This is a genomic window from Brevundimonas sp., from assembly GCF_016463485.1.
GTDB lineage: Bacteria > Pseudomonadota > Alphaproteobacteria > Caulobacterales > Caulobacteraceae > Brevundimonas.
Genome location: NZ_JAEMRD010000110.1, coordinates 1 through 11,068 on the forward strand (window position 1 = coordinate 1; position 11,068 = coordinate 11,068).

The 11,068-nt window shown below is 68.7% G+C and carries 11 protein-coding genes and 1 pseudogene; 7 read left to right on the forward strand and 5 right to left on the reverse strand.

The window, feature by feature from the left end; genetic code table 11:
- Positions 1-608, forward strand: a pseudogene (locus JHC99_RS13860) (TSCPD domain-containing protein); the annotation flags it as partial.
- Between the two features lie 3 nt (positions 609-611).
- Here JHC99_RS13860 and JHC99_RS13865 read toward each other — a convergent pair.
- Positions 612-2,021, reverse strand: a complete 1,410-nt coding sequence (locus tag JHC99_RS13865) for a tetratricopeptide repeat protein (RefSeq protein ID WP_292154980.1) — start codon at positions 2,019-2,021, stop codon at positions 612-614.
- Between the two features lie 131 nt (positions 2,022-2,152).
- On the opposite strand from JHC99_RS13865, the gene JHC99_RS13870 reads away from it, so the two are divergent.
- Positions 2,153-2,659, forward strand: coding sequence for a hypothetical protein (locus JHC99_RS13870; RefSeq protein WP_292154981.1), 507 nt, complete (start codon positions 2,153-2,155; stop codon positions 2,657-2,659).
- A 289-nt stretch (positions 2,660-2,948) separates the two neighbouring features.
- On the forward strand, positions 2,949-4,169 hold the full coding sequence (locus JHC99_RS13875) for an RtcB family protein (RefSeq protein WP_292154982.1): 1,221 nt from the start codon (positions 2,949-2,951) through the stop codon (positions 4,167-4,169).
- 40 nt (positions 4,170-4,209) lie between these two features.
- On the opposite strand, the gene JHC99_RS13880 is transcribed toward JHC99_RS13875, so the two are convergent.
- Positions 4,210-4,710, reverse strand: a complete 501-nt coding sequence (locus JHC99_RS13880; RefSeq protein WP_292154983.1) for a helix-turn-helix domain-containing protein — start codon at positions 4,708-4,710, stop codon at positions 4,210-4,212.
- Positions 4,711-4,888: 178 nt separating this feature from the next.
- On the opposite strand from JHC99_RS13880, the gene JHC99_RS13885 reads away from it, so the two are divergent.
- The 3 genes from JHC99_RS13885 (at position 4,889) to JHC99_RS13895 (ending at position 7,537) form a co-directional block, all read left to right on the forward strand.
- Positions 4,889-5,740, forward strand: a complete 852-nt coding sequence (locus JHC99_RS13885) for a thioesterase family protein (protein ID WP_292154984.1) — start codon at positions 4,889-4,891, stop codon at positions 5,738-5,740.
- A gap of 94 nt (positions 5,741-5,834) precedes the next feature.
- Positions 5,835-7,019: an acetyl-CoA C-acyltransferase gene (locus JHC99_RS13890; protein WP_292154986.1), complete on the forward strand. Its 1,185-nt coding sequence runs from the start codon at positions 5,835-5,837 to the stop codon at positions 7,017-7,019.
- Positions 7,020-7,198: 179 nt separating this feature from the next.
- Complete coding sequence (locus tag JHC99_RS13895; protein WP_292154987.1) at positions 7,199-7,537, forward strand: VOC family protein; 339 nt, start codon at positions 7,199-7,201, stop codon at positions 7,535-7,537.
- Here JHC99_RS13895 and JHC99_RS13900 read toward each other — a convergent pair whose 3' ends face one another.
- Complete coding sequence (locus JHC99_RS13900) at positions 7,538-7,951, reverse strand: hypothetical protein (protein ID WP_292154988.1); 414 nt, start codon at positions 7,949-7,951, stop codon at positions 7,538-7,540. It lies immediately after the preceding gene.
- Here JHC99_RS13900 and JHC99_RS13905 point away from each other — a divergent pair.
- Positions 7,950-8,339, forward strand: a complete 390-nt coding sequence (locus JHC99_RS13905) for a hypothetical protein (protein WP_292154989.1) — start codon at positions 7,950-7,952, stop codon at positions 8,337-8,339. The genes JHC99_RS13900 and JHC99_RS13905 overlap by 2 nt on opposite strands.
- Before the next feature lie 467 nt (positions 8,340-8,806).
- Here JHC99_RS13905 and cydB read toward each other — a convergent pair whose 3' ends face one another.
- Both cydB and JHC99_RS13915 read right to left on the reverse strand, forming a co-directional pair.
- Positions 8,807-9,844: a cytochrome d ubiquinol oxidase subunit II gene (gene cydB, locus JHC99_RS13910; RefSeq protein WP_292154990.1), complete on the reverse strand. Its 1,038-nt coding sequence runs from the start codon at positions 9,842-9,844 to the stop codon at positions 8,807-8,809.
- Positions 9,841-11,068, reverse strand: a 1,228-nt coding sequence (locus JHC99_RS13915; protein WP_292154991.1) for a cytochrome ubiquinol oxidase subunit I, incomplete at its 5' end; no start/stop codon positions are given. The genes JHC99_RS13915 and cydB, both read right to left, overlap by 4 nt.

Sequence of the window (11,068 nt, forward strand, 5' to 3'; positions counted from 1 at the left end):
AGGGCTATATCCAGAAGGCCGCCGTCGGGGGCCACAAGGTCTATATCCACACCGGCGAATACGACGACGGCGAACTGGGCGAGATCTTCATCGACATGCACAAGGAAGGTGCCGCCTTCCGGTCGCTGATGAACAATTTCGCCATCGCCGTGTCCCTGGGCCTGCAACACGGGGTGCCGCTGGACGAGTTCGTGGACGCCTTCGTCTTCACCCGGTTCGAGCCCGCCGGACGTGTCACCGGCAACGACTCGATCGGCTCGGCCACCTCGATCCTCGACTATATCTTCCGCGAGCTGGGGGTGTCCTACTTGGGCCGTCAGGAGCTGGCCAACGCCGATGCCGAGCCGCTGGACGCCGACGGCCTGGGCTCGGGCAAGGCCGACGAACTGGTCCCCGCCGCCCGCTTCATGTCCAAGGGGTTCGCCCGCGGTGCCGCGCCCGACAATCTGGTCGTCCTGCCCTTCGGCCGGACCCGGGAACCCGACGCCCGGGCCGTCTCGTCGGCCAACGCCGACGCCTGCCCCGCCTGTGGCGACTTCACCCTGCAACAGCGCGGTGCCGTCCGCGTCTGCGACGCCTGCGGGGCATCGGCTACGATGCAGGGCTGAGGCTCAGCGTCCCGTCGATCGGTCCCAGGCGGCCGTGACCGTCAACCGGTAGAGGTAGCGATAGCCCGCGATGTCGCGCCGCCCGGCCTCGACATCGGCCCCGCCCTGGCGCGACTTCTCGATCAGGGCCCGCCCCGCCTCGCGCAACACCGGCAAGGCCTCACCCGACTGCCGGTCCGCCGCCAGGGCCGAGCCCAGGTTGGCCAGGGCCCCTATCCGCGCCAGGTGATCGCGCGGCAGGCTGGCGTCGGCGATGGCCACCGCCTGTCGGAAGCGCGGCAGGGCCTCGGCACGGCGGTCCAGCTCCCCATAGGTCAGGGCCAGCAGGAACAGGGGCTGCATCAGCCCCGGATGGTTCGGGCCCAGACGCGCCGTCGCGCGCCGGATCGCCTCGGCCAGCAGGGGCTCGGCACCCTCAGGACGTCCCTGCAACAGCATGACGTCGGCGACCGCAACCGTCGCCACCAAGGTCTCCGGATGATCGGGCCCCAGCCTGTCGCTCAGCAGGGCCAGAGCCTCCACGGCCGGAGCCTCGGCCTCGCCGCTGCGGTCCAGGCTCAGCAGGATGTCCGACAGCGCCCCCAGCGCCGCCGCCCGTTCGACCGGGTCGGTGCCGGGCCCGAGCGCCAGCAGGGACCGACGCTGCATCGCCTCGGCGGCCTCGAACCGCCCCTGGGCCGCCACCGCCCCGGCCAGCAGGGCCAGCGACTGACCCGTCAGCGGATCCGAGGCCCCCAGCGCGGTCTCACGCAGGGCCACGGCCCGACGCAGCGCGACCTCGGCCTCGGCCGCGCGGTCCAGCATCAGCAGGTTGGCGGCCAGATTGTTGAGCGTGGTCGCGATCTCGGTCGGGTCCGCCCCCGCCGCCTCTCGGGCCGCCAGCACCCGACGGTACCCGGCATCCGCCTCGCCGTAGCGCCCCAGCCGCTTCAGCACGATCGCACGGTTGTTCACGGCCACCAGCGTCTGGTCCCCTACCGGACCCTCGACGGCCGTGTGTATGGCGATGGCCTGTTCCAGCAGCGGCAGGGCCTCGTCATAGCGACCCTGATCCATCAGGGTCAGGGCCAGGTCGTTGTCGATCCGGCCGATGATCGGATGCCCCGGCTCCCCGGTCGCCAGCATCAGCCGCAGGGCCTCGCGATAGATCGACTCCGCCTCCGCAGCCCTACCCTGGTCCCGCACGGCCCCGGCCCAGAGCCAGGTCAGCGACCCTGCGTCCGGCGAGGTGTCGCCCCACAGCCGCCGCGCATCCTGGGCCGCCTGTCGCAACAGGGGTTCGGCCTCGGCGGGCCGGCCCTGCGCGACCAGTCTCTGGCCCTGCACGACGGCGGACTGGATCGCCTGGCGGTCCTGGGCGCAGACGGTCGGGGGCGCCGCCCATAACGCAGCCGCCGCCAGTCCAGCGATCATGACCCCCGTCCTCATGAGCTGACTCTACCACGGGCCGTTGCCGGCCGAGGCGCCGGTTCCTGACGATGCCGCCCCGCCCCCTTTTCGGCCCCCCGTGGCCCTGTCACGATCCTGCAACTGGAGGGACCATCATGTTCAGGATCATCGCCGCCACCGCCGTTCTGCTCGCCCCGGGCCTCGCCCTGGCCCAGGACCCCGTCAACGATGCAGGCGAGGCCGCCGGACGCGCGGTCCACGACGTCTGCCTGACGATGTTCGACGGTCAGCCGTCCGACGCCGCGCGTCTGGGGACCTTGGCCCAGGCACAGAACCTGACCGCAGCCGGCACCGGCTGGCGCGTCCCCTCGGGCGGCGGGTCGACCGTGACCATCGACTGGATGGCCGAGAACAACGTCTGCCAGGTCACGGTGACCGGCCCGGCCGGCTCGGGCCTGGACCTGCTGCCCGCCATGACCGACATCGGCTGGACCTCGGTCCAGAGCAACGTCCAGTCCAGCCCCGACATGGCCGTCGACGTCTGGACCGGCCAACCCCAGGGCGTCTCCTCGCCCCTCTATGTCGTTGCCAACAAATGGACCTCAAGCGAAGAACCCGACGGCGGCAAACGCCTCGTCATCGTGGTCGTCCGGGCGCAGTAGGCGGCCCCTGCTGGCCAAACGCCGATCATCGGTGTATGTCGCGGCCTCCGAAGACGAGACCACCATGTCCTGCAAGCCCGCCACCCCGTACCTGCCCATGAGCTTCGACCGCCAGTTGGTCGAGGGTAATGGCGCGTGCGCGGAGGGTGTCTAGGGAACGAACGGTCGATAAGACTTCGGTATTCCAGCAACCCCTCCCGCCAACCGGCCGGAGGGGTTTCTTGTATCCGCAAGTGACGCCTCCCCTGCCGGTCCGAGAGGATCGAACGACAGAAAAGGAGACGTCGCCATGCGCGGCTATGATGTGATCGAAAACCCGGACCATGTGCCGATCAAGGCCTGGACCCGGGGCGTGCCCATCGAGGATGCGGCGCTGAAGCAGCTGAAGAATGTGGCCTCGCTTCCGTTCATCCACAAACACGTCGCGGTCATGCCCGACGTGCACTGGGGCATGGGCGCGACCGTGGGCTCGGTGATCCCGACCGTGGGGGCCATCATCCCCGCCGCCGTGGGCGTGGACATCGGCTGCGGTATGATGGCGGTGCGGACCTCGATTCGCGCCGAACATCTGCCGGACGACCTGTCGGGAATCCGCTCCGCCATCGAGGCGGCAGTTCCGCACGGCCGTACCGACAATGGCGGCCGCAACGACAAGGGCGCCTGGGCCGGCGAGCCGCCCGCCTCTGCGGTCACCCGCTGGGGCGAGCTCAAGGCCGGCTACGACGCCGTGGTCGAGGCCCATCCCAAGGCGGCGCACCCGCGTGGCTTCGGCCACCTGGGCACGCTGGGCACGGGCAACCACTTCATCGAGCTTTGCCTCGACGAGGCGGGGGACGTCTGGGTGATGCTTCACTCCGGCTCGCGGGGCGTGGGCAACCGGTTCGGGACCTATTTCATAGAACGGGCCAAGCACGAGATGCGCCGGTGGCACATCAACCTGCCGGACCAGGACCTCGCCTACCTCCCGGAGGGGACCGACGGCTTCAACCACTATGTCCGGGCGGTGTCGTGGGCGCAGAAATACGCGCGCGCCAACCGCGAGGTGATGATGGACAGCGTCCTGACCGTGCTGCGCGCGTTCTGGCCGGATCTGGAGACGACGCTGGAAGCGGTGAACTGCCACCACAACTACGTCTCGAAGGAGAAGCATTTCGGCAAGGACGTCTACCTGACCCGCAAGGGCGCGGTGTCGGCCAGGCTGGATGAGCTGGGCATCATCCCGGGTTCGATGGGGGCGAAATCCTTCATCGTGCGCGGCAAGGGCAATGCGGAAAGCTTCTGCACCTGCTCGCACGGCGCCGGTCGGGCGATGAGCCGGACCGAGGCCAAGCGTCGCTTCACGGTGGAGGACCACGTCCGCGCCACCGAAGGCGTCGAGTGCCGCAAGGACGCCGAGGTGATCGATGAAACGCCGATGGCCTACAAGGACATCGACGCGGTCATCGCGGCCCAGACCGACCTGATCGAGGTCGTCCACACCCTGCGTCAGGTGGTGTGCGTAAAGGGATGACGGGAGCCGGTTTCGCGCGAGCGGAGCCGGCTTTCGTCGTTCAGGCGACTTCGGTGTCGCTTGGCCTCGGCATGACATCTCCCACCGTCGGACAATCGGCGATGCGGCGGGTCTCGATGTCGCGGCGGTTGATGATCTCTCCGCAGCAGCTGCAGGCCAGACGCGGCGACAGCTCGGCACCGCAGGTCTTGTGACGGAAGCTGACGCCGGAATCGCACTCGCTGTAGAGGTGTTTCGAGCCCCAGCCGTGCATGGTCAGCAGGACGTCGGACAGATCCCTGCCTTTTCGGGTCAGGACATATTCATTGCGGGGCGGACGTTCGGAATACAGACGCGGCTCCAGTACGCCGTGCGCGACCAGGGTCTTCAGACGCGCGGCCAGGACGTTGCGGGCGACGCCAAGCTGATCCTGCCACTGCTCGAACCGGGTCGTGCCCTGGAAGGCGTCACGGATGACCAGCAGGGTCCAGGGATCGCCGATCACCTCGAGCGTGGCGGCGATGGTGCAGCTTTGTTTGGAATAGTCGGCGGTACGTCCCATGATCGGAAAGTGACCCCGCGTCAGGCGTTTGGCAAGTGGGTTGCCAAAACGTACGGTCCACGTCAGTATCTTTTGGCAACGGACGCGCGGCGATCGTCGGGCGTTTCCTGCATTCCTCGACTGACGCGGGCGGAAGCGCCGTCTTCCGCCCGTTCCTTTTGGACCCCGACCCGACGCCATGACCACCCAGAGCCTTGCCGACGCCCTGACCCTGAACCCGGGGCCCGACGGATTGATCGGCACCCTGACCGGCGACTTCTCGAACGGCCCGATCTCTGCGCCGCCTGAGAAGGGCTTTCCGTTCGGGGGGTTGCTGGCCGCCCTGTCCGCCTCGGCCCTGCGCCAGGGCCTCGGTCTGACCCAGCCCTTGCGCAGCCTCTCGATGCAGTTCCTGTCGGCGCCGGCCTATGACACGCCGGTCACCTTCAAGCCCCGGACACTGCGCGGCGGGCGCACCGTCACCTATGCGGCGCTCGATGTGCGCCAGGGCGAAAGCCTGACCCACCACGCCCAGGCCACCTACGGCCTGGACGACACCCATGCGCCGCGCGTGGCCGGGCGGATCGTGCCGCCCCCTCCCCTCGAAAGCCTCGACCCCGCGCGTTCCATCAGCGGACCGATGGCACCCCGGTTCTCACAGCACGTCGAGTACCGGATGGTGACCGGGCCCGGCCTGTTGAAGGGCCTGCCCGGCGATCAGGGTGGCGAGCGGTTGTGGATGCGAACACGAGACGGCGCACCGCTCGACGAGGCCCGGCTCTGTTACCTGATGGACGCCCTCTATCCGCCGGGCTGGACCGTGGTGACCGTGCCGTTCCGGGCCGCGACCGTGGATCTGCGCTACGACATCCTCATGGATCCGACGCCGGAAAATGCGCCGGACGGCTGGGCTTTCTTCGAGTTCTCGCTGATCGACCTGGGTGGGGGCTGGACCCTGGACGACCTGATCGTTCGGGACGGGACCGGCCAAATTCTGGCCATCGGCCGTCAGCGCCGAAAACTGGCCCCGACCCGCCCTCCAAGGCCCTGATCGCGACAGTTTCGCTGTGACGATCGCCGCCCCGCTTGTACCCAAGGGCCAAACGCCCGATCTAGGCTTCAAAGCTCTTGAAGGATTTTTCGTCATGTCCGCCGATCCCGTCGTCATCGTCTCCTTCGCCCGCACGCCGATGGGCGGGTTTCAAGGCGCGTTCACAGGCGTGAAGGCGACGGAGCTGGGCTCCACGGCAGTCAAGGCGGCGGTGGAGCGCGCAGGCGTCGATCCGGCCAAGGTGGATCAGATCTACATGGGCTGTGTCCTTCCCGCAGGCCTGGGTCAGGCCCCGGCGCGGCAGGCGGCGATCGGTGCCGGTCTGGGTCTGCACGTCGAGGCCACGACCCTGAACAAGATGTGCGGCTCGGGCCTTCAGGCCGTGATGATGGCCTCGGACGCCCTGTCAGCGGGCAGCGCCGACGTTATCGTCGCGGGCGGCATGGAATCAATGACCGGCGCGCCCTTCCTGATGAACAAGCACCGCGCCGGGGCCCGGATCGGCCATGATGTCATCATCGATTCCATGATGATGGACGGACTGGAGGACGCCTATTCGCCCGGCAAGCCGATGGGATCCTTCGCCGAGGACTCGGCCCGCACCTATCAGTTCACGCGCGAGGCCCAGGACGCCTATGCGGTCGAGAGCCTGACCCGCGCCAATGCGGCGATCACCTCAGGAGCCTTCAAGGCCGAGATCACACCCGTCGAGGTCACGGGCCGGAAGGGCACCATCACGGTCATCGAGGACGAGCAGCCCGGCAAGGCCATGCCCGAAAAGATCCCTGGCCTGAAGCCCGCCTTCGCCAGGGACGGGACCATCACAGCCGCCTCCTCCGCCTCGATCAGCGACGGTGCCGCCGCCCTGGTCATGACGCGCGAGAGCGTGGCCAAGGCCATGGGCCTGCCGATCGTCGCGCGGATCGTCAGCCATTCCGCCCACGCTCATGAGCCCGGCCTGTTCACCACGGCGCCCGTGCCCGCCATGCAGAAGGCGCTGGCCAAGGCGGGCTGGACCGCCGCCGACGTCGACCTGTGGGAAATCAACGAGGCTTTCGCCGTGGTGCCCATGATCGCCATGCAGGAACTCGGCCTCGACCACGCCAGGGTCAACGTCAACGGCGGGGCCACCGCCCTGGGTCACCCGATCGGCGCGTCCGGCGCACGAGTTCTGACCACGCTTCTGGCCGCGCTTCAGGCGCGAGGCGGGACGAAGGGCGTAGCCAGCCTGTGCATCGGTGGTGGCGAGGCCGTCGCGCTGGCGGTCGAACTCGCCTGAGCCTGCGTCCCGCACCGCCGGCCGCGATCGGAGGCCATCAAGCGGCTCAGAGCGTCGGGGCCGGCGGTCAGCACGATCATCAAGGCCACTCTTGCAATTGCGAATAGTTCGCAACATTGCAGGATGGATCGGCCCGTGGCAAGCCTGTTCTCGGCGGCTTTCAGAAACGGACGACCACGATGCGTGAAGACGGCAAGCTGGACTATCTGGAGTTCCCGATCAGAGACGTCCGCCAGATCAAGGCCTTCTATGGTGAGGCCTTCGGCTGGACCTTCCAGGACTACGGCCCGACCTATGCGGCCTTCAGCGAAGGTCTGGACGGCGGTTTCGACGGGGATCCGTTTGAGGGCGCTAAGGCTCCCCTGCCCGTCCTCTACGCCACCGATCTGGAGGCGATGCAAGCGCGCATCGAGGCGGCCGGCGGCGTGATCGTCAGGCCGATCTTCGCCTTCCCGGGTGGGAGGCGGTTTCACTTCCGCGATCCGGCGGGGACCGAACTGGCGGCCTGGTCGGAATAGCTATTTGGCGTCGACCGAGTCGGCGATCCGCTCGGCCAGGGCCTGGTCGGCGCCGTCCAGGCTGGAGGTCCAGACGTGGATCTCGCGCGGGGCGCTCGGCCGCTGGAACATGTGCTCCAGCGCGTGGCGGGTAAGGCCGTCGGTGGTGACCACCGAGGCCCGGCCGCCGGCCATGATCACCTCGCCCGAATAGATCGGGAACTGCGATGACGGCCCGACATAGATGCGCACGAAGGCCTGGCCCGCGCGTGCGATCGTGTACTCCTGGAAATCAGGACCCGGCCGACCTGCCGTCAGGCTGAAGCCCATCGGCATCTCCACCGTGAACGGCAGGGCGGCGTAGGCCGAGGGACTGACCGGTGTCGCGGCGGGCATCGGCGCGGGCGCGGGTGGCGCGACGACCGGAGAGGGCATGGGCTCAGGCGCGAAGGCGGGCGCGGTCGAGGGTGCCGGGCTTCGAACGGGGGGCTGCACGGCCGGTACGCTGGGCCGGGGTGTCGGCACCGGCACCGGCGTCGCTGCGACAGGCGGCGTCACGGGACGAGGCTGCGGCGCAGTCGGCGTCGGCGCGGTCGGCCAGCGTACGGTGGGCTGGGAAGCGGGCGCTTGGCTCGCAGGAGGCGACGGCCGGGGTGCCGGTGTCGGAGCCGTCGAGACGGGCGGCGCGATGGCGCGCGGCTGGGGCACGACCGGCGCGGGCGTCGGCTGGCGGACCGGAGGTTGGGTCATCGGCGCAGACGGACGCGGCGTCGGTACTGGAGGGGGTGTGGTCGAGACCGGCGGCGCGGACGGGCGCGACTGAGGCATGACCGGGGCCGGAGCCGGCGTCGGCTGGCGCACAGGCGGCGGGTTCAGAGGCGGCGGGACCACGGGAGCCGGGCGCGGTGCCGGTGCAGAGGTCGGCGGCGGCGAGTAAACGGGCGCAGGCTGCACAGGACGTGGCACTGGGACGACGGCAGCAGGGGGTGCGCTGTTCAGGCTGCGGGTCAGGTCGCTGCCGGGACGCTGCGACGGAGGCAGGGCCTGGATCGAACCCGGCACCGGGGCGGCGGCGGTGGCCTGGGGCGCTGACGACAGCAGCAGGGCGGCAAACACGACGGAGCTCGACATGGCCCCTCTTTCGCGCCTCAGCCCGCGAACGGCAAGGCCCGCAACGCATAGGCGACGACGGCGACCACGGCGGAACTTGCCAGGCACAGCCCCGCGAACCAGGCCAGCTTCTTCCACAGCGGGCCGGAGGCTTCGTCCGGCTCGGGCGGGGGAACGGGATCAATGATGATAGCCGGCCTCCTCGTCGATCTTGCCCCGGAAGACATAGTAGACCCAGCCGGTGTAGAGCAGGATCAGCGGCAGGATGATCCCCGTCCCGACCAGCATCAGCCCCAGCGCATTATCGGGGGCCGCCGCCTGGCGGTAGTCGATCGCATAGGGCACGACATAGGGGGCGAAGCCGACCGCCAGCCCCAGATACCCCGACAGGAAGACCAGCAGGGCACCCGCGAACGGCCAGCGATGGGAACCCTTGCGCCCCATGACGAACACGACCCCAAGCCCGATCAGGCCCAGCACCGGGATCAGCAGCAAGGGTGCCAGGGTCGGCATCGAGACCGCCAGCCCGTCGCTGAGGTCGATACCCCACCGCGCCGCGATCCGGGGATGGATCACCAGCGTCGCCACGCTCACCGCCGCCAGAAGCGCCGTGACGCCAGCCGCGCCCCAGACTGTCCAGCGTCGCGCGTCGCCGTGCAGGTTGTCGGTGGTCTTCATCATAAGCCAGGTGGAGCCCAGCAGCGCATAGCCCGCCACCAGCCCGGCCGCGACCAGCAGGGTGTAGGGCGTGAACCAGTCGAACGGCCCGCCCGCGAACCGGTCGCTCTCGACCGTCACCCCCTGGATGAATCCCCCCAGGATCAGACCCTGGGCCACCGCCGTCAGGATCGACCCGCCAGCGAACATCTGGGTCCAGAATTTGCGACCCCGGTTCCTGGCCCGGAAGCGGAACTCGAACGCCACGCCGCGCAGGATAAGCCCCGCCAGCATCAACAGCACCGGCAGATACAGCGCCGGCATCAGCACCGAATAGGCCAGGGGGAAGGCCGCCAGCAGCCCCCCTCCCCCCAGCACCAGCCAGGTCTCGTTGCCATCCCAGACCGGCGCGATGGTGTTCATCATCACGTCGCGCTCACCCGGCGACTTGGCGAACGGGAACAGGATGCCGACCCCCAGGTCGAACCCGTCCAGCACGACATACAACAGCACCGCCACGGCGATCAGCCCGGCCCAGATCAGGGGCAGATCAAAGGTCATTTCGGATCTCCCAGTACGCCGTCGGGCCCGTCATCGCCCGGCGTGGTGTCTTCCGGCGCCTTGGCCAGCGGCGTGCCCGGTGCGCGCTGACCGCGCGGTGCAGGTTCGGTCTTCGCCGCCACCGGACCCTCGGCCATCAGCCTGAGGATAAAGATGGCCCCGGCCGTGAACACGACGGAATAGACCAGGATATAGGCGGTCAGCGAGATCGCCACCTCGCCCGTGGTCACCGGCGATACCGCGTCCCTCGTTCTCAGCACACCATAGACCAGCCAGGGCTGGCGTCCGACCTCGGTCACCATCCAGCCCGCCAGAACCGCCAGGAAGCCGGACGGCCCCATGATCAGGGCGAAGCGCAGGAACCAGGGACTGTCGAAAATCCGCTTGCGCGCGATCAGCACCGCACCCCATGCCCCCAGCCCGATCATCAGCAGACCCAGCCCCACCATGATGCGGAAGCCGAAGAAGGGAATGAACGGTGGCGGCTGATCCTCGCGCGCATAGGAATCCAGCCCCTTGATGACCTCATCGCGCGGCAGGTTCTGGATCATGTTGCCGACGCCGGGAATGGAGACCTCGAAATGGTTCTTCTGGGCATCGCGGTCCGGAATGCCGAACAGATGTAGCGGCTGGTCGGCCCGGGTTTCCCAGTAGCCTTCGATCGCAGCGGTCTTGGCCGGCTGGTACTTGTGGGTCACCTCACCCGAGGCGTGTCCGACGACCAGTTGCAAAGGCGCCAGAACGGCGATCAGGCCCACGGCCATCACCAGCGAAATTCGGCTCTCGGTCCAGCCCTCTGTCTTCACGCCGGCAGCCCGGTCCTTGAGCAGCCGATAGGCCGAGGCCGCTCCAACCACGAGGCCCGTGGTGATGAAGGCCGCCAGCAGCATATGGGCCAGCCGCGTCGGGAAACTGGGATTGAAGATGACCTGCCAGTAGTCGGTCGCCTCGAACCGGCCGTCGGCCATGATCTGGAAACCCTGCGGCGTCTGCATCCACGAGTTGGCCGACAGGATCCAGAAAGCCGAAATGGTCGTGCCGATCGCCACCAGCAGCGTCGCTGCGAAATGCAGGCGTGGCCCGACCTTCTTCCAGCCGAACAGCATGACCCCCAGGAAAGACGCCTCCAGGAAGAAGGCCGTCAGCACCTCATAGGCCAGCAAGGGCCCGATCACCCCGCCGGTCAGGCGGATGAACTCCGACCAGTTGGTGCCGAACTGGTAG

Excerpts from the sequence above, each read along its gene's own strand:
- JHC99_RS13865 (WP_292154980.1), bottom strand. The coding sequence starts at position 2,021 with ATGATCGCTGGACTGGCGGCGGCTGCGTTATGGGCGGCGCCCCCGACC.
- JHC99_RS13870 (WP_292154981.1), top strand. The coding sequence starts at position 2,153 with ATGTTCAGGATCATCGCCGCCACCGCCGTTCTGCTCGCCCCGGGCCTC.
- JHC99_RS13875 (WP_292154982.1), top strand. The coding sequence starts at position 2,949 with ATGCGCGGCTATGATGTGATCGAAAACCCGGACCATGTGCCGATCAAG.
- JHC99_RS13880 (WP_292154983.1), bottom strand. The coding sequence starts at position 4,710 with ATGGGACGTACCGCCGACTATTCCAAACAAAGCTGCACCATCGCCGCC.
- JHC99_RS13885 (WP_292154984.1), top strand. The coding sequence starts at position 4,889 with ATGACCACCCAGAGCCTTGCCGACGCCCTGACCCTGAACCCGGGGCCC.
- JHC99_RS13890 (WP_292154986.1), top strand. The coding sequence starts at position 5,835 with ATGTCCGCCGATCCCGTCGTCATCGTCTCCTTCGCCCGCACGCCGATG.
- JHC99_RS13895 (WP_292154987.1), top strand. The coding sequence starts at position 7,199 with ATGCGTGAAGACGGCAAGCTGGACTATCTGGAGTTCCCGATCAGAGAC.
- JHC99_RS13905 (WP_292154989.1), top strand. The coding sequence starts at position 7,950 with ATGGGCTCAGGCGCGAAGGCGGGCGCGGTCGAGGGTGCCGGGCTTCGA.
- JHC99_RS13900 (WP_292154988.1), bottom strand. The coding sequence starts at position 7,951 with ATGCCCTCTCCGGTCGTCGCGCCACCCGCGCCCGCGCCGATGCCCGCC.
- cydB (WP_292154990.1), bottom strand. The coding sequence starts at position 9,844 with ATGACCTTTGATCTGCCCCTGATCTGGGCCGGGCTGATCGCCGTGGCG.